The 25066-nt window shown below is 54.3% G+C and carries 21 protein-coding genes and 6 pseudogenes; 23 read left to right on the top strand and 4 right to left on the bottom strand.

The features are described from left to right. Positions 1–40: 40 nt before the first annotated feature. A pseudogene (locus BB029_RS31210) lies at positions 41–1577 on the top strand (IS3 family transposase). A gap of 56 nt (positions 1578–1633) precedes the next feature. Here the strand turns inward: BB029_RS31210 and BB029_RS32670 are convergent. After that, positions 1634–1971 (bottom strand): annotated as a pseudogene (locus BB029_RS32670) (FAD-dependent oxidoreductase); the annotation flags it as partial. Positions 1972–2103: 132 nt separating this feature from the next. Between BB029_RS32670 and BB029_RS31205 the strand changes: the two are divergent. Then, positions 2104–3003 carry a LysR family transcriptional regulator gene (locus BB029_RS31205; RefSeq protein ID WP_065942233.1) on the top strand — a complete coding sequence of 300 codons (900 nt, stop codon included), beginning with the start codon at positions 2104–2106 and terminating at the stop codon, positions 3001–3003. A 109-nt stretch (positions 3004–3112) separates the two neighbouring features. On the opposite strand, the pseudogene BB029_RS33525 reads toward BB029_RS31205, so the two are convergent. Next, positions 3113–3368: pseudogene (locus BB029_RS33525) on the bottom strand (integrase core domain-containing protein); the annotation flags it as partial. A 75-nt stretch (positions 3369–3443) separates the two neighbouring features. On the opposite strand from BB029_RS33525, the gene BB029_RS34010 reads away from it, so the two are divergent. The 3 genes and pseudogenes from BB029_RS34010 to BB029_RS34005 all read left to right on the top strand — a co-directional run bounded on the left by BB029_RS34010 (position 3444) and on the right by BB029_RS34005 (position 4483). Further along, entirely contained in the window at positions 3444–3566 is a 123-nt protein-coding gene (locus BB029_RS34010) for a hypothetical protein (protein WP_256558476.1), read from the top strand. A gap of 6 nt (positions 3567–3572) precedes the next feature. Next, positions 3573–4082, top strand: coding sequence for a hypothetical protein (locus BB029_RS33595; RefSeq protein ID WP_218188818.1), 510 nt, complete (start codon positions 3573–3575; stop codon positions 4080–4082). Between the two features lie 26 nt (positions 4083–4108). Beyond that, positions 4109–4483: pseudogene (locus tag BB029_RS34005) on the top strand (transposase). Between the two features lie 84 nt (positions 4484–4567). On the opposite strand, the pseudogene BB029_RS31190 reads toward BB029_RS34005, so the two are convergent. Beyond that, positions 4568–5562, bottom strand: a pseudogene (locus tag BB029_RS31190) (IS630 family transposase). A gap of 1410 nt (positions 5563–6972) precedes the next feature. On the opposite strand from BB029_RS31190, the gene BB029_RS31185 reads away from it, so the two are divergent. From BB029_RS31185 to BB029_RS31105, 17 genes and pseudogenes are all read left to right on the top strand, one after another. After that, positions 6973–8403 carry an efflux transporter outer membrane subunit gene (locus tag BB029_RS31185; protein ID WP_083236526.1) on the top strand — a complete coding sequence of 477 codons (1431 nt, stop codon included), beginning with the start codon at positions 6973–6975 and terminating at the stop codon, positions 8401–8403. Continuing rightward, complete coding sequence (locus tag BB029_RS31180; RefSeq protein ID WP_065942225.1) at positions 8400–9593, top strand: efflux RND transporter periplasmic adaptor subunit; 1194 nt, start codon at positions 8400–8402, stop codon at positions 9591–9593. The genes BB029_RS31185 and BB029_RS31180 overlap by 4 nt, the downstream gene beginning before the upstream one ends. An 11-nt stretch (positions 9594–9604) precedes the next feature. After that, entirely contained in the window at positions 9605–11125 is a 1521-nt protein-coding gene (locus BB029_RS31175; RefSeq protein ID WP_065942224.1) for an MFS transporter, read from the top strand. Between the two features lie 309 nt (positions 11126–11434). After that, positions 11435–12017: pseudogene (locus BB029_RS32665) on the top strand (ParA family protein); the annotation flags it as partial. A gap of 509 nt (positions 12018–12526) precedes the next feature. After that, complete coding sequence (locus tag BB029_RS31160) at positions 12527–12817, top strand: type II toxin-antitoxin system ParD family antitoxin (RefSeq protein WP_065942221.1); 291 nt, start codon at positions 12527–12529, stop codon at positions 12815–12817. Positions 12818–12819: 2 nt separating this feature from the next. Then, the gene (locus BB029_RS31155) at positions 12820–13176 is read left to right on the top strand and encodes a type II toxin-antitoxin system RelE/ParE family toxin (protein WP_065942220.1); all 357 of its coding nucleotides are present in this window, start codon (positions 12820–12822) and stop codon (positions 13174–13176) included. 1256 nt (positions 13177–14432) lie between these two features. Beyond that, positions 14433–15182, top strand: coding sequence for a hypothetical protein (locus BB029_RS31150; RefSeq protein ID WP_065942219.1), 750 nt, complete (start codon positions 14433–14435; stop codon positions 15180–15182). A gap of 115 nt (positions 15183–15297) precedes the next feature. Then, positions 15298–15522, top strand: a complete 225-nt coding sequence (locus BB029_RS31145; RefSeq protein ID WP_065942218.1) for an AlpA family transcriptional regulator — start codon at positions 15298–15300, stop codon at positions 15520–15522. 4 nt (positions 15523–15526) lie between these two features. Then, the gene (locus tag BB029_RS31140; protein WP_065942217.1) at positions 15527–16369 is read left to right on the top strand and encodes a ParA family protein; all 843 of its coding nucleotides are present in this window, start codon (positions 15527–15529) and stop codon (positions 16367–16369) included. Positions 16370–16454: 85 nt separating this feature from the next. Then, positions 16455–16664, top strand: a complete 210-nt coding sequence (locus BB029_RS34440) for a hypothetical protein (RefSeq protein WP_065942216.1) — start codon at positions 16455–16457, stop codon at positions 16662–16664. 14 nt (positions 16665–16678) lie between these two features. Next, on the top strand, positions 16679–18268 hold the full coding sequence (locus tag BB029_RS31130; RefSeq protein ID WP_065942215.1) for a ParB family protein: 1590 nt from the start codon (positions 16679–16681) through the stop codon (positions 18266–18268). Further along, positions 18265–18813, top strand: coding sequence for a DUF2857 domain-containing protein (locus tag BB029_RS31125; protein WP_065942214.1), 549 nt, complete (start codon positions 18265–18267; stop codon positions 18811–18813). Before BB029_RS31130 ends, BB029_RS31125 begins: the two co-directional genes overlap by 4 nt. Then, complete coding sequence (locus tag BB029_RS32660) at positions 18810–19997, top strand: STY4528 family pathogenicity island replication protein (protein WP_083236525.1); 1188 nt, start codon at positions 18810–18812, stop codon at positions 19995–19997. The genes BB029_RS31125 and BB029_RS32660 overlap by 4 nt, the downstream gene beginning before the upstream one ends. A 221-nt stretch (positions 19998–20218) precedes the next feature. Continuing rightward, complete coding sequence (locus BB029_RS31120) at positions 20219–20974, top strand: PFL_4669 family integrating conjugative element protein (RefSeq protein WP_065942213.1); 756 nt, start codon at positions 20219–20221, stop codon at positions 20972–20974. Beyond that, on the top strand, positions 20971–21489 hold the full coding sequence (locus BB029_RS31115) for a DUF3158 family protein (RefSeq protein ID WP_065942212.1): 519 nt from the start codon (positions 20971–20973) through the stop codon (positions 21487–21489). The genes BB029_RS31120 and BB029_RS31115 overlap by 4 nt, the downstream gene beginning before the upstream one ends. Then, entirely contained in the window at positions 21486–21941 is a 456-nt protein-coding gene (locus tag BB029_RS31110; protein WP_065942211.1) for a single-stranded DNA-binding protein, read from the top strand. The genes BB029_RS31115 and BB029_RS31110 overlap by 4 nt, the downstream gene beginning before the upstream one ends. Before the next feature lie 226 nt (positions 21942–22167). After that, positions 22168–24135 (top strand): DNA topoisomerase III, encoded by a 1968-nt coding sequence (locus BB029_RS31105; RefSeq protein WP_065942210.1) that lies wholly within the window; start codon positions 22168–22170, stop codon positions 24133–24135. A gap of 43 nt (positions 24136–24178) precedes the next feature. On the opposite strand, the gene BB029_RS31100 is transcribed toward BB029_RS31105, so the two are convergent. Beyond that, positions 24179–24436 (bottom strand): hypothetical protein, encoded by a 258-nt coding sequence (locus BB029_RS31100; RefSeq protein ID WP_065942209.1) that lies wholly within the window; start codon positions 24434–24436, stop codon positions 24179–24181. A 209-nt stretch (positions 24437–24645) separates the two neighbouring features. Between BB029_RS31100 and BB029_RS31095 the strand changes: the two genes are divergently transcribed. Further along, positions 24646–24987, top strand: coding sequence for a helix-turn-helix domain-containing protein (locus BB029_RS31095; protein ID WP_065942208.1), 342 nt, complete (start codon positions 24646–24648; stop codon positions 24985–24987). Positions 24988–25066: the final 79 nt, after the last annotated feature.

The raw sequence follows: 25066 nt of genomic DNA, 5'->3' as shown, positions 1-25066 counted from the left end.
GGGGATGCGGCGGAAATCTTGGACTACCTGGAGGTAGTTCATGTATTCATACGAAGACCGTATCCGAGCGGTCAAGCTCTACATCAAACTGGGCAAGCGAACCGGGGCAACTATTCGTCAGTTGGGCTACCCGACGAAGAACTCTTTGAAGAGCTGGCACGCAGAGTATGCGATGCCTCGACCTGCCGCGTGGCTACGAGAACTCGAAGTCGAAGTACTCACCTGCCCAAAGGGAAAAGGCTGTCGAGCACTATCTCGAATACGGTCGCAACATCGCCGCTACCATCAAGGCGTTGGGCTACCCCGCGCGGGATTCTTTGCGTGCCTGGATTTACGAAATGCACCCCGAGTTGCATAAGCGTGTTGTCAGTCGATCAGACGGGTTAGCCCGGCCGCCAGCGGTGAAGCAGGCAGCGGTCATCGCGCTGTGCACGCGAAAAGAAAGTGCGAAAGCCCTGGCTCAAAAGCTGGGCGTGTGCAGGCCGACCTTGTACAACTGGAAAAACCAGCTACTCGGCCCAGAGGTATCCCCATCCATGAAGTGTCGACTTGAACCCTCATCGTCACCGGAACGAGAGGAGTTGCAGCGGCAACTCGAATCTCTCCAGCTCGATGTTCGCCGTTTGCAGCTTGAACATGACCTGTTGATGAGGGCGAATGAACTCATAAAAAAAGAGACGGGCATCAACCGGCAAGTCCTGACCAATCGGGAGAAGACATTGCTGGCTGATGACCTTAGGCATAGGTACTCCTTGCTAGAGCTGCTTGACGCGTTGGGCTTGGCCCGAAGCTCCTATTTCTATCATCGAGCCCGAATGCAGATCGCGGAAAAGTACACCGAAGTGCGTCGTGCCATGGCGGACATATTCGAGCGCAATCATCGTTGCTATGGCTTCCGTCGGATGCGAGCTTCGTTGAGCAGGCAGCGTGTGCGCCTTTCAGAGAAGGTGGTGCAGCGCTTGATGAAGCAGGAGTGCCTAGTCGTCGCCAAGCCGAAACGGCGTCGATACGGTTCCTACCTCGGGGAGATCAGTCCGGCGCCGGAAAACCTCCTCAACCGCGACTTCACGGCCCTAGCTCCGAATGAGAAATGGCTGACCGACATCTCGGAGTTCCAGATCCCGGCAGGCAAGGTGTACCTGTCCCCCATGATCGACTGCTTCGATGGGAAGGTAATCAGTTGGTCGATCGGCACGCGTCCCGACGCCGAGCTTGTGAACACGATGCTGGATGCAGCTATCGAAACGGTGGCCAGTAACGATAAACGGCCTGTTGTTCACTCCGATCGTGGCGCTCACTACCGCTGGCCCGGCTGGTTATCGCGCATCGCTGATGCGAAGCTGATTCGTTCGATGTCGCGCAAAGGCTGCTCACCAGACAACGCGGCTTGTGAAGGTTTCTTCGGCCGACTGAAAACGTAACTGTTCTATCCTCGCAACTGGCAGTCAACGAGCATCGAGCAGTTCATTCAGGCCTTGGATTCATACATTCGCTGGTACAACGAAAAACGTATAAAGATTTCCCTCGGCGCGCTCAGTCCCATTGAGTATCGTGAAAGCCTGGGCTTAGCGGCATAACCAGTCCAAGTTTTTGTCTGCATCCCCACTGGGTCAGTTTTCGGTCAGCGGCAACAATCTGCACGGTGTACCGAAGACTGACCCACACCCTCAGCAAAATTGGCGCCTCGGTAGCTGCCGTCGACACCCCGACGCCATTCAAAACAAATGCTCTGCCAGGGTTGCGCCGTCCGGTGGCGATTTGCTCGTAGGGTTCGCCGATGCCCAGCGCTTTTATCCCTCTTACAGCATTCGCACCAAACGAAACACCCGAGCCGACTTCACCAAACGCTTGTACCGCCTCAAATAATGTAACGTCCAGATGTTGATGGCGACACAGCTCCAATGCGAGGGCCACACCTGCGATACCACCGCCAACAATAGCGACTTGCAAAACCGATTTAGGGCGATTAATGGGAAACCTCACGCTTTTTTTGGAATAGCCCTAAGGTGGGTATACAGAAATAGCGCGAGCCCCATAAAATCTATCACCGGACTGAATATGGGTATACTTGTTGCATTCGTCACTCTTGCCGAGATGCCTGTAATGCACCTACGCGAACTCGACTTGAACTTGCTGGTGATCTTTCATCAGCTTTTGATCGACCATAGTGTTTCCGGCGCAGCTGAAACGTTAGGGCTGACTCAACCCGCCGTGAGTAATGCACTCAAGCGTCTGCGTACCTCATTTAATGACGAACTGTTTGTGCGGACATCTCAGGGGATGCAACCCACGCCTTATGCGTTGCAGATGGCAGAACCTGTGTCTCAGGCGATCAACATTCTGCACGACGCCATCAACCTCCAGGATGAGTTCGATCCTACAACCAGCCAAAAACGATTTGTCTTGGCGATGACAGACATTGGCGAGATTTATTTTATTCCGCGACTCATTGATGCACTGCTCAAGCAGGCGCCTGGGATTTCGGTCAGTACTTTGCGAAGCAATGCTGGACTCGCCGAAGCGCTTGCTAACGGAGAGGTGGATCTGGCTGTCGGATTGCTACCGGATTTACAGGCAGGCTTTTATCAAAGGCGTCTATTCCAACATCGGTACGTATGCTTGTGCCGCCAGGGTCATCCACTGACACAGAAGCCCATGACGGAGGAAAGTTTCTGTGAATATGGGCATGTGAGAATCGTTGCGGCCAGTACCGGGCATGGTGAGATAGACCTGCACATGCAACGGGCTGGCTTGCAGCGTCAGATAAGCTTGGAGGTTCCGCATTTTGTTGCAGTAGGGCATATCTTGCAAGCCACTGACCTTATCGCGACCGTGCCGGAGCGATTCGCCCGCAGTTGCACCGGACCGTTCAGTTTGACCACCTTGCCGTTGCCGGTACCGCTCCCGGAAATCGCGATCAATATGTTTTGGCATACGAAATACCACCGCGATCCGACCAGCAAATGGTTCCGGCAACTGATGTTTGATCTTTTCAGTGATTGAATTTCAGACTCTAGAGGCGCATCGCATGGATCACGGCCACCGCTAAGCCTGGTAGCCTGATGATGCAATAGGTTGGGGATTTCGCCCCAAGTCTAGTCCTAAAATAGGTTTACCCCTGTTTCACCCCAAAGCCCTGCATCGCATCGGGTGTTTTGTATTTCAAAGACAGGGGCGGGTGCTCGCCTTGGTAGGTCGATACCGACTCACTCAGCATCTTCTCGCCTGCGTTAAATCCTGCGGTCGCTGGAGCAAAAGCCCTGTCTTCGATATCCATTGACCCGATCTGCCAAGGCGTTTTGGTAGCAATCATAACTGTCCGTCATCGAGCACCTGATACCGTGTCTCATGCGCAACGCCTGGTACAATCAAAAGTGGTAACGCTGCCTTATCTAGTCCACCGAATCATTGAAATCGGCTGTGTATGCTCTATCTTGGAAAGCATGCACAGGAAGAAGTTGACGGCCGACGAGCGCGGCGAACTGGAAGCGGTGATTCGCAAACGCAGTGGCGTAGTGGCGTTGCAGCGGCGTGCGCGTTGCGTGCTGCTGTGGGCAGACGCCTAACGTCGGGTGGACATCCGCGCCAAGCTGGCCTGCAACGACGCCTTCGTCACGCGATGGACCAAGGCGTTTGAACATCAAGGTCTGGCCGGACTGGTGTCGCTGCACCCGGGACGCGCTTCCAGCTCGGCCAGTCGCCAAGCTGGAAGCCCGGGTGCTCAAAAAGAAGCTCAAACACAAGCCGAAAGATGGCTCCACGCATTGGAGCAGCGGCAAGCTAGCTGCCGAGACGTGTCGTTCTCTGCCGTGCAGCGCATCTGGCGCAAGCACGGACTGCAGCCGCATCGGCGGGAACGCCATCTCGTCTCCAACGACCCCGACTTCGAGACCAAGGCCGCGGACGTGATCGGCCTGTACCTGAACCCGCCGTCGCAAGCCGCGGTATTATGCGTGGACGAGAAGACAGTGATCCAGGCGCTCGATGGCAAGGACCGCATGCTGCCGCTGGCGCCGGGCCGTGCCGAGAGCCACGGGTTTGAGTACAAGCGCAACGGCACCTCAGCCTGTTCGCCGCCCTGAACACCGCCACCGGCGAAGTCCTGGGCATGACCGCTACGCGCCACACCAGCGAGCAGTTCGTCAGCTTCATCGGCGACGTTGTCGGCACTCAGCCGCAGGGCCGCGAGATCCACGTCATCTGCGATAACGTCAGCAGCCACAAGACCGAGCTGGTCTAGGCCTTCTTGGCCAAACACGCGAACGTGCGGATTCACTACACGCCCACCTACTCGTCGTGGCTCAACCAGGTCGAGAACTGGTTCTCGCGCATCAAGCGCGACGTCATCAGCCGCGGCATTTTCACCTCGCTCAAGGACCTGGACAAGAAGCTCATGCGCTACATCTGTCAGCACAACAAGGCCCCGAAGCCGCTGAAGTGGAAGTACAACAATCGCCAGCGCCGACACCACCAATTCTTCTGATTCAGTGGACTAGAAATCGCAGGGTATCGCAGCTAACTGCCAAGATAATTCAGAACTAGTGTGCCGTCTCACAAATAACGTTCCTCATGCCTGTGAGACCATTGCCTCACGGGCTCGCTGTACCTTGTTCAAAATATCTTCCCCCTTAGCGTTACAGACGTAGCGAGTCGGCTGCGCATTTCGCAGTGCCAAGAACGTGGTTATTGAGCTTTCCAGTTCGCGAACCGAACTGAAACTGCCGTCACGCAGGTACACCGTGATATCGCAAAAGAAGCGTTCAACCATGTTCATCCACAAACTGAAGGTCGGGGTGAAATGCATCTGGAAGCGTTTGTGCTTCTCAAGCTAAGCCCTGACTTTTGGATGTTTGTGCGTGGCATAGTTGTCGACGATCAAATGCAGTTGAAGATGCTTGGGCGTTTCTCGATTGATCTTCTTGGGAAACTCATGCCACTCCTGAGCCGATATTGGCGCTCAATGCTGCTGATCAAATGCCTCTGAAGATAATCCAGCGTGGCGAACAAGGTAACGGTGCCATGGCGGACATAATCGTACGATTGCGTGCGGATATGCCCAATTTCCAAAGGAAGTCCAGGCTGGGTGCGCTCAAGGGCCTGAACCTGCCTTTTTCATCGCAACAGAGCACCAGTGCCTTATCCGGCGGATCCAGCTACAGCTCAATGACGTCCCAAAATTTCTCTTCGAAGTTCGGATAGTTGGACAGTTGAAGGTGCGTGTCAGGTGCGGTTTTATGTCGTTGGCGGCCCATATACGCTGGACGCTGGCCGGAGAGATGCCGGCGACTCGCGCCATGCTTCGACAGCTCCAGCGAGGCTGACCGATACGCGGCTGAGTAACTTGCTCAAGGGTCCGTTTCAACGCTTCGGCCGGCAGGGATGGCTTGCGACCTCGTCCGGGTCGTGTAGGCGCAGCTCTTCAAAACGCTTGCACTAGCGGGTGACTGAAAAAAAGAAGAGACCGGTCAACTGGGCAATCTCGTTACGAGAACGACCACGAACGGCTCGCAAAATCACCCGAGCCCCACGACCGTCGCTCTGACTGATCGTGGCTGATCTTATTCACCGACTCAGTTCAATTTGTTCGTCTTCACTAAGCGCGATATCCTGAAAGTTCGTGTGATCACTCCGAGCACTGATAGACTACAGAAGCATAGCTCAAGCTAGAAATTTATTTCAGAGACAACACACTAGCGACTTCATTAGCTGTATGCGCGTTGTCAGAGCTTAACTCTACAGATCCGAGACCGATCAATATAGTATCATAATACTGACGTGGCGCACGAGTGCGCGCTGAATGAGCGTAATACTGCGGCCCTCATGGATTCATGGCTCCATTATCGGGCAGCTACAACTACCCACTGACGAACATGGTTTAATTCACTTGGACTAAATCGCCAGTTATCGAGCGAGCAGTTCGACGATATTTTTGAACTCGATATCCATCTTGCTTAGGCCTGCTTCCCAGTGTTCGACAAAGTTTTTTGGACAAGCACAGGTATTTCTAACCCTTGTTCCGAAAGCTTCATTACGACCAATCGTCAGTCACACATATCACGTCGACGTATTACGCAGCCAACTTCCTAAAGCCTGTCGAGGATAGTGGATATCCTCAAAGGAATAATATGCAAACAGCGGCACACCCTGATACCCTGACGCAGTGAACACTACACTTCGAGCCAGAACATCAAGAACCCGGAAATCAAGGTTTGTTAACCCGTACTTGGCAGCCGCCGGAACTATCCACCCCAGTAACCTTATAAAACTTTTCTATAACTTTGTATGGACCGAAGATTTACCCTATCATTCAATACCTCCACGCAACGCATATTTGGTTAATATTTTGAAACAACGAGCGGTAGCGATCCAGTTTGCTGAGGGTTTTCAGCACCGAGCGAAGCGCTTAGACATCTTCCAACTCGAGCAGGAACACTACCAGCAACGCCTGGAACCCCTCATAACGTATAACGATAGTGCCTATTCATACTCAGAATAACCATCTCAGAGAGTGCCCATCGTTGCGCTATTACGCATGGCAGAACCAAGCAAGCCGGGATCAGAAGGAGGGTCTTGGCAAATAAACCTCCTATTATGATCCGTTAGAAAACGTCACCACGGCTGCGTCAGATGCGTTGACCGAGAAGCATATTGCAGTTACTAATATCCTCAAGCAACATGAGGGTAGGAGCAGTCTAAACACGCCAATGGCTGCACCATTAAAAAGTGATCCTTAGAAACCCCGATAAGATTGAGAACGCTATGGTCCCAAACCAAGATAAGAAGCTAAACGAGACCACCGAGCAATTTTGTAACCGGGTCAACAACGGCACTTATCTGTTTTCAAATTACTACAGTCGTACTCTCGTGCTTTTTTGCCTCTTGATATCGAGAATGCCTTTCATGAGAAGCAAACCTACGTCGCTTGCATTGCATGTCACTTCGCGCTCAACGCTAGAGCGAGGTTTGCCGCTAATGTTGGTGCTGATTCTGTCCGGTTGCTCTTTCAGCGATCTTAAGCCCGAATCCGAGCCCATGAAGATAAGCGGGATCAGCGCAGCGCTTAGCAGCGCTCAGATGAAGATTTCGCCTGCCGCTTGGCCTACCCAAGACTGGTGGCAGCGTTATCAGGATCCGCAGCTTGATTCATTAGTCAAAGAGGCGATCGCGGACAGTCCCACACTCCGCTCCGCTGCCGCCAGGGTCCACCAAGCCAGTGCGTTGGAGGCGATAGAAGGCGCTCAATTGCTGCCAAACATAACTACTGACACGAGCGTCACGCGTGAACGATTCAGCTCCAACGGCACAACCCCCGCGCCCGTCAAAGGCACTTGGCAAAATGTACATCAGAGCACATTTAACGTCGGTTACGAGCTAGACTTCTGGGGCAAAAACCGTTCTGCGGTTGAGGCAGCCATCGGGCGCCGGCGAGCACTGGAGCTGGACGAGCAGGCCGCTGCGCTAATCCTCTCCTCTTCAATTGTTCAGGCCTACATCTCCTTACAGAACACATACGATCAGATCGATCTGGCGCAGACGCTGCTTAATCAGCAGGAGCAAATTGAAGAGCTGACCCGAAAACGCTTTGCCGCCGAGTTGGGGACGGAAATCGATATCAAACAATCGCAGGCTTCACTTCCGACGAGCAGAGCGAATATCGCGGCTCTCAAGGAACAAATAGACCTCGATAAGAACAAGCTGGCCTCACTATTAGGCAAAGGGCCGGACAGGGGCCGCAATATCAGCCGACCACATATGCTGTTAAGCGACGAGGTGATGATCCCGACCCTCATTCCTGCTGAACTGATCGGCCATAGGCCTGACGTCGTGGCGCAGCGCTGGAGAGTGGAAGCCTCGGGCCATGAGATGAATGTAGCCAAAGCACGCTTCTATCCGAACGTGAATTTAACAGCGTTCATCGGTATGCAAAGCCTGGCATTTGATACTTTCGATGATCACAGCAGTCGCATTCTTGGCGCTACCCCTGCTTTTAGCCTCCCAATCTTTGAGGGTGGTCAACTGCGGGGTAACCTTGATGCTCAAGATGCGGCCTATGATCTTGCCGTGGAGCAGTACAACCGGACGGTAGTGGATGCACTGCGGGACATCGCCGACCAGCTTTCCTCTCTGCGCTGGCTGAAGGAGCGTCTTGCGCAACAGAGCGAGGCCGTGGCGACAGCGCAGGCGGCTGCCGACTTGGTCAATAGACGCTACGCCGCCGGGCTTGCGACGTACCTCCAGGTGTTGAGCACACAAAACTCGACACTTGAACAGAGGCGTCAGCAGGTGGATCTGCAATCCCGAGCGTTTTCCTTGCAGGCCAACCTGAGCCGAGCGCTCGGTGGTGGCTACCTGCCCGAATTGCCAACCACCGCTTCCCAAACCTCCCCAGCAGATAAATCATGATTTCCAAGACCTCCTCTGCAACCAATGGCACTGCTCACACACCATCACCGTGGCGACGGATGCTTCTGTTACTGACTATCGCTTTAATGCTGGCCGCAATGGGTATCTTGTATCTGATGAAACCTGGCACCGAAACCACCGACGATGCTTATGTTGACGGCAATATTGTGCAAGTGACATCCCAGGTCAGCGGAACCGTCACCGTGATTGGTGCCGACAACACCGATCACGTGGAGACCAATTCAGCACTGGTAACGCTCAATCCAGTGGATGCCGAGATCGAATACGAACGCGCCAAGTCGAACCTGGCCCGAGCGGTTCGGCTGGCACGTACACAGTATTATCAGGTACAACAACTGCGATCTGAAGTCAGCCAACGTCAGAACGACGTGCGTAAGGCCCAGGATGATGTTCGGCGGCGTAATCAGCTTGCATCCAGCGGTGCAGTGTCGCGTGAGGAGATCAGCCACGCCGAGGAGGTGCTCAAAAACGCGGCTGCCGCACTGGACGGCACTCGCCACGCTTTGGCTGAGCGTCTGGCGATGGTAGACAACACAACACTGCGAACCCATCCGGATGTTCTGATCGCTGCGAACAATCTGAGAGACGCCTATATCGCACTGCACCGCACGCAGATCTACTCGCCCATTTCAGGGCTGGTGACCAAACGCAGCGTGCAGGTGGGCCAGCGAATCAGCCCAGGCGTCGCCCTGATGTCGGTTATACCCATGGATCAGATCTGGGTTAATGCTAATTTCAAAGAATCGCAGCTAGAGGACCTGCGCATCGGCCAGCCCGTTCTGTTAAGCGCGGATGCCTACAGCCGCGGTGTGGTTTTCCACGGAACGATCGTCGGAATCGACGCCGGCACTGGCAGCGCGTTCTCACTGATACCAGCGCAAAACGCCACAGGTAACTGGATCAAGGTCACCCAGCGGGTACCTGTGAGAATTGCCCTTACACCAGATGAGGTGGCCCGTAGCCCCTTGCAACTGGGCTTATCCATGCGCGTCTCGGTGGACACCACTGATACCAAAGGTCCGGCCCTCAACAATACCTTGCCCCCAGTGAGTTCAGCCTATAGCACGGACATCTTCAACCACGAGTTGATGGACGCTAATGATGTTGTCAAACAGGTCATTGGAGCCAACTCAGACGGTGAACTCGACGCCAAACACCTGAATTTCTGACGGGGACGACCATGTACCGAAAACACGCTGCCCTGCTGATGGCGGTCGGGTTGCTCTGCGCTTTAGAGTACCTGCAGGCAGGCATGATTGCCTTTACCTCTGCCCCTATCCGCGGAGAAATCGACGCGAGCCCCGAGGAGTTCACCCTCGTGGCGGCGCTGTATGCCTGCATTGCCGTCATTGTGATTTCCAAACAGCGGTGGCTAGTTGAGCGGCTAGGCTGGCGCAACTTCATGCTCGGTTCCATCAGCATTTATATTTTGGGCGCGTTCGTCTGCGGTGTCGGCAATGATCTGACAAGCTTCACCGCCGGGCGGGTGATCATGGCCCTGGGAGGAGCTTCTTTCATGACTTCGGCCCGTTTGATGGTCAATATGCTGCCGCCCGGGCGAGAGCGTTTTACGGGCATCAAGGTATTCGCTACCGGACTGGCCGGAGGGACGGCGTCTGCGCCGTTCATCTCTTCGCTTGTGGTGGTCGCAGATACCTGGCACGCAATCTTCTGGCTACTCATCCTCGGCGCTGTAGTCGCCGCACTTCTATGTACTCGTTTCCTTTCTAACGCTGTTGCGCCTGAGAACGAGCGAACGCCATCAAGTCCGGGAAATGTGCTGCTTTTAGCGGTCAGCAGTTTCTTCCTGCTATACATCCTGCAGCGCTCGTATTATGATTTTTACAATGAGACGTTTATTCTTTGTGCGTTCGCTTTGCTGGCCGCACTGGGCGTCTATACCTTCTTTCATACCGAGCACCGCAAGAAAGAACCCTTTCTGAAAGTCCGGGAGTTGATGCACTCTCGCTACTTGGTAGGAATCGCTTTGTTCTGCTTCACTTATTTGGTTTTGGGCAGTAACAACTATATCCTTCCGTATTTTCTGCAGACCGCATTGGGCTACTCGTGGGACAGCATCGGCGTAATCCAGTCCTATGGGCTGGCTGGGGCGTTGGCGACCTGGGCCGTGATGTCGATCGTAATTCCCAAGTCGCCGGCACCGAAGAAATTCTTTCTGGCAGGCTTTATGGCTCTTGTAGGATTTAGCTGGTTGTTTTCATCGCTTACTCCCGAGGCCAGCATCTGGTCCAACATCCTGCCCGCCCTGCTACTCAACGGCTGCTTCGTAATGCTTATACTAGCGACCGCCGCTATGCATACCTTCCGCGACATTAATGACAATGATACGCTGTTTGCACATGCGTACCAGATCAAAAGTATGATGGGACAGATAGCGATGGCCATTGGTACTACTATTGCGACGTTGTTCCTGCAATGGCGCACGACGACTCAGTACAACAATCTCAACGGACACTTTAGCTCAGACGATCCGCTGTACCGCGAACAGATCCGGTACCTAAGTCAACTAGTTACGTCGCAGGTTGGGGAAAGTCATGCAGGGATGCTTGCAGTTTCCACGCTTGCACAAAGGCTGCTTCAGCAGGCAACATTGGTGGCGAGCATGGAGTATTTCTCGGTAATCATGGTCTTGGGTGCTCTAGCGCTGATCGTCTCGCTGCTACAGAAAACGTTTCGATAGATTCAGCAGTTACGGGCTAGGCCTTGTCGAGATCGCGCCTGCGTTTAGGCGATAACACTAGTCGGAAGGTTCAGCCGTCCCCACTTAACTTGGGCGAACTGCGCGGACACCAACAGACCGCCTAATTGTCCCTTACCTCACTCGCCCAGCGGAGTTGCAACGAGCCCATCCGCAAGCAAGCGAGCATCGACATGCAGATCTGCTTCTGGTACAGGAACTCACAGTAAGCCTAATTGCCTGCCCCAATATCCTGCACACGCGCTGGTCCTTGCCCGCAAACGCAGCAGGCAAGCTTCAGGCACTTAACGCATTCCTGATAATCAATCTACCCGACATAGGTTAGACCTTGCCCTGGCGAGCAATCTCGGCGGTCTACTGGCGGATGCGGGCTTACGAGTTCTACTGCTCGATCTGGATAGCCAACCCACTCTCTCCAACTGTTACGCCTTGAGCCACAAGGCCATCGCCGGTGCGTATGAATTCATCGCGCTCAACCAAACAGATCCTGCCCAGATAATTTCCACCACGGAGGTCGCCGGTCTCAATCTGATCATCTCCAACGACAATCAAGGTCGACTGAGCACCTTGTTGCTGCACGCCCCTGATGGGCGACTGCGGCTACGCGCCTTGCTCAACCATTTCCGCCCCCGTTACTATCTGTTGTTGATCAACACCCAAGCACGTAGCGTGCTGCTGGAAATGGCCATCCTGGCCATCCGATCTCGCCCTCTCTCCGATTACACCGCAAATGCTCGCCGCACGCGAACTACGCCGTGGCACCTTGAAGCTGCTCAGCGAACTCGAACCGTTCCGCCACCTGGGAATTCCACCACCATCCTTGCGGCTGCTACTGAACCAGGTGAACGCCATTAGGATCGACACCCGGATGATCACTTTAATTACATCGTTGAGCTTCAACGCTAGATTCCACGCCTGTGATTGTGTTGCACTCAAGATGGGGACAGCCAGGCGACCTCACAAGCTGTCATCATCAACAGAGCTTCGTCGCTGCGACAACGCATGAATCGCCTCTGATTTTCTATACTTTTACTAAGGTTTGCTTCTGGTCGCTGTCCCCCACACAAAGCCAGTTCGTACACTTACATCGCGCGAGCCTTGGGACGTCCGCCCTCCCCCGCGGCACTGCAACTGCAAATGTTCGGGGAGCCTGCCCGCCCCATCAAGCAAGGCTTGGCCAAACTGAACGCCCAAGTCCGCACTAATCAAGATGTCTACTACCCCCCTGCGCCAGTCTTTTTTTGACGTTGTGCGCATGGAGCAAAGAACGACCCCGTACGACGAATTTCGTCAGATCCAAACCTCGAACCATGTGTTCGCAAGCAAAATGGCATAATATGCCACTGAGCGGAAGAAATCTCTTACCGAAAGCTGGAGCTCATTATGGCCACGCGAAACGTTGTGCTCACCCCTCATCAAGAACAGGTTATCCATGACCTTCTTCAGTCTGGCCGCTATCAGAATGCCAGCGAAGTCATGCGGGAAGGTTTGCGTTTATTGGAACAGCGCGTCGCCGAAGACAACGCCAAAATTGAGGCACTGCGTCAGGCGACCTCGATCGGCATCATGGATCTTAAGCACGGGCACTTTACTCAGGTGAACGAAGGGAATCTGGAGCACTACCTCGAGGGTTTAAGCCTGGAGGCGACCCTCCCCGCGAGAGATAAACACTAAGCATGCCTCAGTATCGGATTTCCAATGCGGCGCGCGTCGACATTGTTGACATCCTCAGGTTCTCCCAGACGCAGTTCGGCGATCAAGCACGCCAGCGCTACCAGGCGCTGGTCCTCGCGGCGCTGCAAGCGCTTGCCAGCACGCCTTATCGGATTGGCAGCCAAGACCGTGAGGAGCTTGCACCGGGCCTTCGCAGCTATCATCTCATTTTTTCTCGCCAGAAGGCCAAACAGCCCCATGGAACGGTCAAAAGCCCGCGCCATATTGTGTTCTATCGTGTGGTAAACGACGACCTGATCGAGGTCGTCCGACTCCTTCATGACGCCATGGAAGTACATTTGCACTTGCCGAACGACTGATCAGCGACCGGGGCCGACGGGACAGCGACGGTAAGGCACCCCTCTACATCGCGACCTGAGCCTCCTCCGTTGCGGGCCGACTCGACGGCCAATTGAAGCGCGAGGCTCTGGTTCCAACCGGACTATCGAGACCCACGAACAGAAACACGATGCTCAACGTTGCGTACCACTTTCAATTCTGAACAACTGCTTCTTACCTGACATCACGCCCCAGTTGCCGATGACGCACACGCGGATCGATGCCTACCAACCAGTGCCCTAACAACATCACACAGAGCACGAGCATCTCGCCAGTCAATTTCGGGATAGGTGCTGATAGCCAGACACAACAACTCCGCTTAAGGATATCGACTCATTGCTCATATCCGCTTCCGAACGATCACGAGTTTGCCAGGTTCCGGCTGGTCATTCGGTACGCGAGAGCACACTGAATACCAGCCACGGCCACCGAAGTCCGCGTCAGGAACCACCATTCGTGATCGCTCATGTGCGGCGTCTGAGTTGGGCAAAATTGGGGGCATATTAAGATTTTTGAAACTGAAACTACCGATCTAGAGCCCAGTCAAAATGTTTTTGGGGACTCCGACAGTTTGTAACTTAACCCCAAATAACTCCAAAAAGCTTTTAGTAACAATAGTTTATTGCAGTATACAAGCACATCTTAAAACAAGCTTTTTCAGCTGATTAATTTAAAGCTTTATATCCAAAAACTCATATCATAAAAGCCCCCTACTTGCCTCATTTGAAACTTTATAGTTCTTCTTGTGAATCAAAAATGCTATTAGCGAAATTTTTTATATTGGAAAAAAGACGGCAACCCCTGGATTTTTACAGCATTCTTTACAAACCACACCCTCTCACTTAAAAGAAAAAATTAGATTCAATAACATTTATCTATAACGCACTTGGCATATTTTCACCTTACAGTAGTTGACAAAGACCTCATTCAACTGATCCACTAGAAAGCACCTTAATGAATGCGCCAACCGAGGAGGCTAGATCAATTTGAGCATTACAGCTGAGTATTCTGGGACGAGGTGCCAGAAGGGAATTGTCCAACCCGAATTTAATTCGGCATTGACTCTTCCTCATAAGAACATTAAAGACTTCCTAAAGCGATTGCCGCGTTGGGATCGCTTTCGAGTAGTCCAAGAAATGGAATAACCTCACCGAGTTGGTCAACCGGAAAATAACTAGTTTTGTTTTGTAGATAATCGGTGAGCAACCTACCTGTAAGGAACGGAGGCCTGCCGTAGATGAGCATTTTTATTTTCAATCCGCATAGCAAAAGCTTCTATCGCCCTATCGACGCAGCGTTACGCTGGTGCAATCTCACTCGCTACGAAGCCCAAATTGTCCAGCAGGATTGGTCTCGTCCCGAGAACCTTGCAGTCCTATTCCCCCAATGGCCCAATCTTCACATCGCTTTCGAAAGGATTTTAGACGCCATACGCAATGGTGAACTGCCGTACGGCTGCCTCGGGATTTCTGTTCCTTTGGGAAGCTATGTAGAGCCCTATCAGCTGACCATCCGCCACTCAGACTTACGCCGCTGGATGGAAATTCATTACCCCGACCATAAGCCCAGTTTTTTATTCGAGTCCGGTGAGGATGCACCTGCAAAGGTGAGCCTCGGAACCTTTCTCTCGTTGAAAGCAGATCGAGATGAGTTATCGAGAGCGTTCAAAGCGCAACAGCAGCGCATTCAAGAAATCTTGGAAGAGCTCCAGTCGATTGGACTTGAGAGAGATGATCTCAAAGCCTTGGCCAAAACGAATGGCCAACTCAGCGAGCGCAGCGAACTGACCTATCACAACATCATTGGGGCATTGGTCAGTCTTCTCTTGGACCATTCGCCCGCCGGAAAACCTCTTTCGGTATTCAAGAATCAAGCAGCCATCGTTGATGCCATTGTCGCTCGTCACAAAGATGTGCCCGGCCTCAGCAAGCGCACGCTGGATGAAAAGTTTGCCGTGGCCAATCGTAGCCTCAAAAAAAATAGCTGATCCGGCCAACTGCAGTGCAACAGGCCTGATTGCAATGCAATGACTCATCCGCCGTGGTGCGATTCAATCCATGTCACTTCCCACCACGCGCCAACTGGCGCCAGGAGTGACTAGCATGTCCAACCCATCGGTACCCGCAGTCGAAGCACTTCAACCCCAACGCCACATCATGCGACGTGATGAGGTGGAGCAAAAAACCGGCTTCAAACGTGCGCACATTTACAACCTGATGAAGGAAGGCAAGTTTCCGCGGGCGAAGCGTATCGGACTGCGCGCAGTTGGCTGGGACTCACTGGAAATCGAGCACTGGATTGCAGAACGCCTTTCGCGACAGGAGTGAGGTGATGCACGTGGTCTCGGTGGTGTCCACCAAGGGTGGCGTAGGCAAAACTACAGTAGCGGCGAACCTCGGTGGCCTGTTGGCCGATGCTGGTCTGCGTGTTCTGCTCTTGGATCTGGATAGCCAACCCACCCTCTCCAGTTATTATTCATTGAGCCAGAAAGCGCAGGCAGGTGCGTACGAGCTCATTGCACTCAATCTAACAATACCTGAGCGAATAATTTCTAGGACTGCAGTCGTCGGTCTCGACCTGATTTTCTCCAACGACGATCAAGGTCGACTGAGCACCTTGTTGCTGCATGCACCTGATGGGCGGCTACGCCTGCACAATTTACTCAACGATTTGCATCTCAATTATGACCTGCTTTTGATTGATACTCAGGGAGCACGCAGTGTACTGCTGGAAATGGCCATCCTGGCCTCCGATCTCGCCCTCTCTCCCATCACGCCAGAAATGCTCGCTGCCCGAGAAATGCGCCGTGGCACCTTGAAGCTACTGAGTGAGCTCGAACCGTTTCGCCACCTAGGCATCGACCCGCCGCCCTTACGGCTCTTACTGAACCAGGTGAACGTCAATCGAGTGGACACCCGGATGATCATCCGAAGCCTGCGCGAGACTTTCGCAGAGGCTACCAATATCTCGGTGCTAGACACCGTGATCCCGGACCGGGTGGCATATATCAATGCCGCATCCCTCGGCTTACCGGTCCACCGAATAGATACACGCCCGTCGAGTAAACGCCGACGCTCGCAATCTGCGCTAGAAATCATGCAGGCGCTGGCCATCGAATTATTCCCTGAATGGCGTGAAGCGATCTCTTCGGTAATGAGGTGTGCGGAGCCTTGATAAAACAAATCGCCTAATCAGCATTTCACCGATTTTTTTGTTTGATCGACCTTGAAGCCAACAGGGCTTGGTAAGGAGTTTTCTAATGTTGGATCAGTTTCCTATCGTTGTTCAGCCTTCCATTCGACCACGCGACGCGGCTTGCGAAGAGTACTGCACGGTGGTTTTTCGTTTGCAAGGGGGGCGCTCGGCCATGGTGTGGTTCCTCGCAGAACTCTCCCAACATTTCGAAGGTTCAGGGACTGCCGAAATCGTGAAATTCGAGGTCGGTGACCATTTACGTAGCCGACGTTAACCGAGGCGGTTGCGATGAAGAAGCTCAGTCAGGAGGAAATCATCGACAAGCTGCACCAGGACCACTTCACTCAAGGTCCTGGACTGGAGCGACTGTCCGATCCAGTCATCGACACTCCCATGCTGGTCACTCTGGAAGAGTTACGCCCCTACGAACACAATCCCCGCTTCATCCGTAATCCGCTGTATGAAGATATCAAAGCCTCGATCCGTGAACGCGGGCTGGATCAACCGCCACCGATTACCCGCCGCCCGGGTGAAACCTCTTTCATCATCCGCAACGGCGGTAATACGCGCCTGGCGATTCTCGGCGAGCTGTGGCAGGAAACTCGCGACGAGCGTTTCTTTCGGATTCACTGCCTGTTCCGACCTTGGAGCAATGAAACCAACGCCCTACTCGGCCATCTGGCGGAAAGCGATCTGCACGGCCAGCTCACGTTTATCGAACGGGCTCTGGCGGTAGCCAAACTCAAAACCATGCTGGAGTCTGATGGCCCACAGCTCTCACAACGGGAGCTGGCTCGACGTCTTGCTGCTGGAGGCTATCCGATTTCGCAATCGCATATCAGCCGCATGCTGGACACCCTCGAACACTTATTACCTGCCATTCCACAAACTCTGTATGCCGGCTTGGGTAAGCCACAGATAGAACGTCTGATCGGTCTACGTAGTCAGGCTGAGCGAACCTGGAACCGTTATCCAACCGCCACAGTCGCATTTGCAGAGTTCTGGCTGGAGACCATGGGCTACTTCGATGGCGATCCTGAATCCTTTGATCTTGAGCAGATCCAGGACGAATTGCTCGAACGCATGAGCCACTTGCTCGGACAGTCCTACCGTATGCTGGCCCTGGAGCTGAGCGATACCCAAAGGGTCGTCTCCACGCCTGCGGCTGTCACCACCACGCCCTCAGAAAGCAGCCATCGGCCAAGCGTGCATGAAACTGCGGCAGAGTTGCCCTCCTCCGACACTCCCCCCGAATCAACTGATGCCAAGAGCAAGATAGAGCCAATTTCAGAAGAACAGCTCAGCGCACCCGAAACAAATACTTTACCAGCGGCCAGTCCTCGATCACGCGTTCAACAGATTCGTGAGCAAATCGATCGCGAGATAGCCACCGAAACGACGTCCCCAGTCGAAACCTGCCCAATCGACGACCTCTGGACCATCGCACCAACGCTGGATACGCCCGAACAACTGCGTTTAACCATTGCCGGACTGGCTCGGGAAATGGCGGCCTATGCCGGAGATGCCGAGAGCATCATTGATCAAAAGCTTGGCTTGGGCTTCACCCTAGACATTGAGCGACTTGATCTTTCAGCGCCTCGCTCGACCGGCGTTCACCTAATGCTCCTGGCCCTGTTAAGGGCTCAAGACGAGGTGAACTGGGAGGACCGCAAGCAAATACCTTCCGCACTGTTCGGACAACTGTTGTTAGGGGTCTATCAACTCTATCTGCCAGATCGACCAGTCACGGACGTGGGTCTGGAGCGACTGCCTGACAGTCTGTTAATCAAACTGTTTCGCCTGATCCGCCTGGCCCGGCGTCTAATCGACTTAACCCTCATCTCTGAAGACAAAAACTCACCGGAGGAGCTGAGATGAACTTGTCCTTCAATATGCTCAATCAAGCCATGCTAACCCAGGTACTGCACGAACTGCGCCTGGGCAACCTGCAACGCTGCAAGGCACTTGGACTGAGTGAGGATGACATCTTCGTGCTGCAATCCTTACCACCGACCACGTTATCGCGCCTGGCCCATGCCACAGTCCCTTGGCTTGAGGTCAAGATTGACTCGCCAGTGCTGCATCGTTTGATTGAACAAGCTGAACGCGACGAACAGAACGAACGGTTGATCAACCGAGCGCTCAAACTCGGCGCCAGCAGCACCATTATGTACCAGTGTTTTGGCTTGGCGCATTCGGAAACAGCCATGCGTCGGCGTCTGCTCAAGTTAGAAGCCCGTAAAGGTCGTCCTCAGCATTTGAGCGAAGCGCAGGAACATTCGTTGTGGCAGCGTTGGTGTCAAATACGAACAGAAGATGGGACCGAGGATAGACTCGACGCCATGATGATGCTTGCTGAAGAGCAGCAGATCAGCTTGAACATCGTATGGCAGCAGATCGACCAGTACAGCAAGAAAACATGAATGCTATTCCTTCCAGTCGCTGGCAACGTGTCCTGCAACAATGTACCCAGCAACTGCATGAGCGCTGGCCCGCACGCCCTACCACTGAACAGCCCACCAACCAGGCTCTAAAGGCTGGTTTTCTGTTTAGTGGCCAATCACACGAAGTCGTGCCACGTCGGCTGCTGTTGGATAATCGGCTGACGCCATTGGAGCGAAATGCTTGGCAGGTATTTCGGCTCATGCTGCAAGGCCAGGGCGTGGTCACGCCACGCTATGAGGATTTGCAGCCTTACCTCTCGAGCGTGCCCTACGGTGCGTCAGCCTCGCGTGAAACCATTGCACGCGTATTGACGATGCTCAGGCTCACTCGTTGGCTCAGTTTGGTTAGCCGCGGTCGCGATCAAATCAGCGGGCAGCTACAAGGTTCTTTGTACGTTCTACACGATGAGCCGTTAACCCCCGCCGAAGCCATGGAGCTGGATCAGGATTATCTAGAACTGGTCGAACATGCTCTCGGTCATGCGACGAAGGCGGTGCGGATTGTCGCTCAGCACATTGTGGAGGAGGTCCGACAGGATATAAATATCGATCAGGGTCGTTTACCGACGCGGCTCGACAGCTGGGGCGAACAGTGGACGCAGCAAGGCTTGGGTCAGCCACCCGGTGATGCATTCCACGATTCCGAACAGATGGAAGATCACCGCGTTCGGAATCGTGCATGCCCTTGTTCGGATTCCGAATCAGGCTCGAACCCTAACGTTTCCAGCACCGTTCGGAATCCGAACGCTGCCTGTACTGTATTAAAAGAAAGTAAATGTACAGTACCGCGCGCGACCTCTACTGTGGATAACCTGCACTGGCCCACTTCGCTGCGTCTGAACCCTAGCGAACGTCAGGCCATCGCCGTGGCGCTGAACAAGCTCAACCCAGCGGATCAGCAGGCGGTGCTTAACGAAGCGGGGGCACGCTGTGCGGCCGGTGGTATACGCAAGCCAGTTGCCTATCTGATGGGCTTGGCCCAACGTGCGCTGAAGGGCGACTTTCGTCCTTGGGCAAGTCAGGCCGAACCATCACCCATCACAGAACCGCCCCCAACCGCCCCCTCGCGGCCATCTCGAAAAAAGGGCGAACCTGCATCAGCCCTCGCCCAAGCGTGCCTAAATGAGCTGCGCCAACTGCGTGGAGGCAGTGGACGTCAGTAGATTTGATGCCAGTGGCATCAAATCCATAGAGTTCCAATCTACGAAAATATCGGACCGAACCATGGAGCGTTTAGGGAAACGCCTGGGCGTAGTTCCAATAAACATAGACGTCAGGCATTTGCCCTCTCTCACCAAACCGAATAGACCGCGTTCAGCTTTTTGGCTGTCCTTGACCCTCATCTGACGCAACGTCCCGTCCAAGCCAATGCGAGGACAACACCATGGCCGATCACTATCAACTCAATCTAGGTTCATTGCGCAGCAGCATCACCCTGACCCTGCATACCCACCATGCAGCCCGTATCTGGCAAGGTCGAGCCGCACGCGAAGGCGTCCACTCGATCATGGGTATGGCCGGTTACATCAGTGTCACCAACCTGATCAAACAAACTGCGGCTCAGGACGATCCCTATGCAGATTGGGCCATCGTGCAGCTCGAAGAAAAATTGATGCAGGCAAAGGCTGGGATGCTGGAACTGACTCAACAGTTAGACCGAATAAGACAGGACCTGCCGACACAGATCGACATGGGGGACAACCTCAACATCCACCCCGTTACTTTGCCATTGTACATCGGTAGTCAGCTGGGTTTTCTAGCCGTCTACCTGCTGACCGATTACGACACGCTGGTACGCCATACCCTATTGGCCCATCACACCGCCTTAATCGGCCGAAGAGACATGGAAGCGTGGATCGACGACGGCGCCCACCTGTTACGCAGCCTGTTCGGCCAGGCGCAACGTTATCGACATGCTGGCGTTACACGCGATGATATGGCCGCAAATAATGCTCGCGCCCTGGCGGCCGTGGAGAAGTATGGATTACCCCCGATGGACATCCTTGAGGGTCATCGCCGTTCTCAGTTTGCGCCGCCGATCATTCGCCGCGGTACTGTAGCAGTGGATGACGCTGACGCGTTGGCAGAGGACGTGGATGGTCCGTCTGTGACCGTGAATGAGCCAGAGGCTGACGCGTGAATCCCATGATACCGATTCAACCAATGCCCTTCGAAGCGTTGACACCGGATGCCTATCGGCAGCTCGAACACGCTGCCTCCCTAAAAGGCCTTTTAAAACCTTTTAAGGGTAAGGGGGAGTTGGAGCACCTGGCGCAGGTGGCGAGGAAAATCGAGGCGCAGTTATGTCGCCTGATGGAGGCTGTCGTGCAGCAAGCCGGGGAGCCGCCGTACTCGCTATTGAAGATACGATTGGTGCTGCAGAAGACCAGTGCGGGCAGCACCTTTTTGCGTTGGCGTACCCGTGATTTTTCTCGCATGGGTGTGGCGGTTTGGGAACGTCAGGTCTCCAACAAAGCATTGCCGCAGATCGTACGAAAGGAATTGCACCGTTTCGAATGCGCGCGTATCGCACTAAACCTTCAGATGAGTGTGGTGCATTCGCTCTACCGCCAGGCTACGACCTGCGCGATCAAAATGGCCAGTGCCGAACAGTTGCTGCGCCAGTTCACACCCGCAGTGGAGAAAACACGATGAGTACTTTTTTCGTCGGCGAAGGCAATATCGGCAGTGCGCCAGAGTTCCAGGAGTTCGCCTCAGGCAATGACGAGCCACGGCGTTTGCTACGGCTGAATGTGTACTTCGACAACCCCATCCCACGCGAGGGCAGCTATGAAGATCGGGGCGGCTATTGGGCGCCGGTTGAGCTCTGGCACCGTGAGGCTGAACACTGGAGCACGCTGTACCAGAAAGGCATGCGCGTACTGGTCGAAGGTCGTACGGTGCGCGATGAGTGGGAGGACAGCGAAGACAATGCGCGGGTGACCTTCAAGATCGAGGCCCGTCGAGTCGGCATCCTGCCTCACCGGGTGCACAGCGTGGTGATGCGGGAACGCTCCAGTGAACCGACGGCCGCTCAAAATACTGAGCAGGCCAGCTCGCCGACGTCGAAACCCAAGAAACACAGAGGGCAATCACCTAAGGCCTGAACGACTTCAGGCATGAAAATTGCGCCTTTGCGCGAAGTTCCAGGCCTGTCATTGCTCGCTGCTCATGAAGTCCCCCACCAATTTACAAACGCTCCAAAGGTAGCAGTTTCAGCCCACTCAAAGCCGCCCTCACCGACTAATATGAGGAACCTGCCATTCGGGTTTCTCATATCTCGCCCCTGCTACTTCGAACAACGCTGCTCCGAACTCAATCCGGAGTAGTTATATGCGCCTCTTCCTCTGCGAAAAACCTTCCCAGGGTCGTGACATCGCCAAGGTTCTCGGAGCCACTCAGCGTGGCGATGGTTGCCTGATCGGCCCCGAGACAACTGTCACATGGTGTATCGGCCACCTACTGGAGACGGCCCCGCCTGAAGCCTACGGCACTCAATACAAGAACTGGTCGTTGGATCATCTACCGATCATTCCGGCGCAGTGGCAAGTGGAGGTCAAACCCAAGACCGCCGCGCAGTTCAAAATCATCAAACGCCTGCTCAGCGAAGCCACCACCGTTGTCATCGCAACCGACGCCGACCGCGAAGGTGAGATGATTGCCCGCGAATTATTGGAGCTCTGCCGGTACCAAGGCACTGTTCAGCGCCTCTGGCTGTCCGCACTCAACGAAGCATCGATTCTCAGGGCACTGACCTTGCTGAAGTCTGGTCAAGAGACCGTCCCGCTCTATCACTCGGCCCTCGCCCGTAGCCGTGCCGACTGGCTGATCGGCATGAACCTCAGTCGTTTGTTTACCCTTCTTGGTCGGCGGGCAGGCTACGACGGCGTTTTGTCAGTGGGACGCGTCCAGACACCCACCTTACGTCTGGTGGTCGATCGGGATCGTGCGATTGCCGGCTTCGTCCCGATGCCTTACTGGAACGTTGAAGTTCAGCTATCGTCGATGGGCCAGCGACTCATCGCGTCGTGGTTACCGCCATGCTCAGGACAGGACGAGCCGGGGCGTTGCCTACAACAAGTGCTTGCCCATCAAGCGGTCCAAACAATCACCGACGAGAAGTCCGCCACGGTAATCTCGTTACATACTGAGCATTTCCGAGAACCGCCGCCCCTGCCCTTCGACCTGAGCACACTGCAAGAAGTCTGTTCACGCAAGTTGGGACTCGGCGCTCAGGAAACGCTGAACATCGCTCAAGCCTTGTATGAAACCCACAAAGCCACCAGCTATCCGCGCAGCGATTGCCGCTATTTACCAGAGAGCATGTTCAACGAGGTCGCCGCGGTATTCGATGCCCTGCTCAGAATGGATCCCGCATTGCGCCCAGCGCTCGGAAGCGTCGATCGATCATTGCGCTCACGAGCATGGAACGATGGCAAGGTCACTGCGCACCACGCCATTATCCCCACCACCGAGCCGGCGAATCTCACGCGGATGTCCGAACAAGAGCGCCAAGTCTACGAGCTGATTCGTAGCCACTACCTCGCGCAATTTCTGCCGCATCACGAGTTTGATCGAACCCAGGTCGAACTGGAGTGTGGCGAAGAACGGTTAACCGCTGTTGGCAAACAGATCCTGGTTTTGGGCTGGAAAGGCTTACTCTCCGACAACCCCGAAGACGATGAACCCGGTCAAAAGACCCAGGTGTTGCCCGCCCTACAACAGGGTAGCCAGTGCACAGTGGACGACGTCGAGCTAAAGTCCATGCGCACCGCCGCTCCCAAACCGCTCACCGAGGGTGATCTGATCAGGGCGATGAAAAATGTGGCCAAGCTGGTCAACGACCCGCGTCTGAAACAGAAACTTCGGGACACCACCGGTATCGGCACCGAAGCCACGCGAGCCGGCATCATCAAGGGGTTGATTGATCGCGGTTATTTGTTGAAGAAAAAACGTGCCTTAACGGCCTCCGCAGCGGCCCATACCCTGATCGAAGCAGTACCCGCTGCAGTCGCCGATCCGGGTATGACAGCGATCTGGGAGCAAGCTCTGGATGAAATCGAAGCGGGACGTCTGACCTTGGATGCATTCGTTGCCAATCAGGCGCACTGGGTTACGCATCTGATCGCAAACTGCGGAGCGCTCACTTTATCGGTACCGGTCGAAGCCGGGCCGGCTTGCCCTAATTGCAATGCCTCAATGCTCAGGCGTAAGGGAAAAACAGGGCCGTTCTGGTCATGCTCCCAGTACCCGGACTGCAAAGGTACTGTGCCGATCAGCAAAGATACGCGTCGTCCATGAGGCGCCATTGGCGTTCATATGAGATTTGGGGGTGATATGCGGGTCAGTGCATCATCAACGGCGCCTGCTCCTTCTCCAAGTCGCTTAGCGGTCGTCCGATTTCACGGGCCAAGGCGATGCCTGTCGCTATCCATATCTGCCCCAGCTCGTTGAACGCTTTCAGGTGAGCAGGATCTTCGTTAAGCCAATGAACAAGGCTGTCGCGGTGTTCAGGGTTATCAGGGCAGTCATGGACCTTGATGAACAGCTCCAGTGTTCGATCCCAGATCAGGTCCATGTCGTGCTCTCGCTGCTCATCCATGCTCAACCTTGCCTCCATTTGGTCCTATCAGACCGCTCAGTCTCACTGGTCACTACGGGATCTGATTCCTGGAGGAACACATGTCACGTCGCGACAAACAGGTATTTCAGTCAATATAACAACCCTAAAAGTCGATACTCAACCGTTAAGGATGTTCATGTCAATGGGTCTTTGCTCAACCATTCGGGTTGAATTGGAGAACTCATCACTTGGCACATAAACATCCAACCCAAGCCCAAATCGGACGCATGATCGCGAAACACCGCACCCAGCGTAATCTGACCCAGGAAGAGGTGGCAGAACGCCTGGGAATCGGCAGCGAAGCCATTTCGCGCCTTGAGCGGGGTGTGGTGGAGCTCTCCGTGGTCAAGCTGATGCAGTTAGCAGATATTTTCGACTGCCGAATGGATGAACTGCTGACGGAGTCGAGCAATCGCCCCAACGACCAGGGCCAGATGATCGCGGGCCTGCTGAGCGGCCTGCAAGAAAGCGACCGTGCCTTTATCCTGACGACCGTCAAACAGCTGGCCGCTCATCTCAGTAGCAAATAACCGCTTCGTCCACTGGCTTGACTTCGTCACACCCGCTCTGCTGTAGTGCCTCAGGATCATCGCTTACGGCGACCCAAGA

Source organism: Pseudomonas sp. S3E12 (assembly GCF_001702295.1).
In the GTDB taxonomy this organism is placed as follows: Bacteria; Pseudomonadota; Gammaproteobacteria; order Pseudomonadales; family Pseudomonadaceae; genus Aquipseudomonas; species Aquipseudomonas marginalis.
This window is presented reverse-complemented; position numbering and strand designations above follow the sequence as displayed.

Coding starts and splice junctions, on each gene's coding strand:
- BB029_RS31140 (WP_065942217.1), top strand. CDS start 15,527: ATGCACGTGGTCTCGGTGGTGTCCACCAAGGGTGGCGTAGGCAAAACT.
- BB029_RS31145 (WP_065942218.1), top strand. CDS start 15,298: ATGTCCAACCCATCGGTACCCGCAGTCGAAGCACTTCAACCCCAACGC.
- BB029_RS31150 (WP_065942219.1), top strand. CDS start 14,433: ATGAGCATTTTTATTTTCAATCCGCATAGCAAAAGCTTCTATCGCCCT.
- BB029_RS31105 (WP_065942210.1), top strand. CDS start 22,168: ATGCGCCTCTTCCTCTGCGAAAAACCTTCCCAGGGTCGTGACATCGCC.
- BB029_RS31120 (WP_065942213.1), top strand. CDS start 20,219: ATGGCCGATCACTATCAACTCAATCTAGGTTCATTGCGCAGCAGCATC.
- BB029_RS31125 (WP_065942214.1), top strand. CDS start 18,265: ATGAACTTGTCCTTCAATATGCTCAATCAAGCCATGCTAACCCAGGTA.
- BB029_RS31110 (WP_065942211.1), top strand. CDS start 21,486: ATGAGTACTTTTTTCGTCGGCGAAGGCAATATCGGCAGTGCGCCAGAG.
- BB029_RS31155 (WP_065942220.1), top strand. CDS start 12,820: ATGCCTCAGTATCGGATTTCCAATGCGGCGCGCGTCGACATTGTTGAC.
- BB029_RS31185 (WP_083236526.1), top strand. CDS start 6,973: ATGTTGGTGCTGATTCTGTCCGGTTGCTCTTTCAGCGATCTTAAGCCC.
- BB029_RS31130 (WP_065942215.1), top strand. CDS start 16,679: ATGAAGAAGCTCAGTCAGGAGGAAATCATCGACAAGCTGCACCAGGAC.
- BB029_RS34440 (WP_065942216.1), top strand. CDS start 16,455: ATGTTGGATCAGTTTCCTATCGTTGTTCAGCCTTCCATTCGACCACGC.
- BB029_RS31100 (WP_065942209.1), bottom strand. CDS start 24,436: ATGGATGAGCAGCGAGAGCACGACATGGACCTGATCTGGGATCGAACA.
- BB029_RS31180 (WP_065942225.1), top strand. CDS start 8,400: ATGATTTCCAAGACCTCCTCTGCAACCAATGGCACTGCTCACACACCA.
- BB029_RS32660 (WP_083236525.1), top strand. CDS start 18,810: ATGAATGCTATTCCTTCCAGTCGCTGGCAACGTGTCCTGCAACAATGT.
- BB029_RS34010 (WP_256558476.1), top strand. CDS start 3,444: ATGCACAGGAAGAAGTTGACGGCCGACGAGCGCGGCGAACTGGAAGCG.
- BB029_RS31160 (WP_065942221.1), top strand. CDS start 12,527: ATGGCCACGCGAAACGTTGTGCTCACCCCTCATCAAGAACAGGTTATC.
- BB029_RS31175 (WP_065942224.1), top strand. CDS start 9,605: ATGTACCGAAAACACGCTGCCCTGCTGATGGCGGTCGGGTTGCTCTGC.
- BB029_RS31205 (WP_065942233.1), top strand. CDS start 2,104: ATGCACCTACGCGAACTCGACTTGAACTTGCTGGTGATCTTTCATCAG.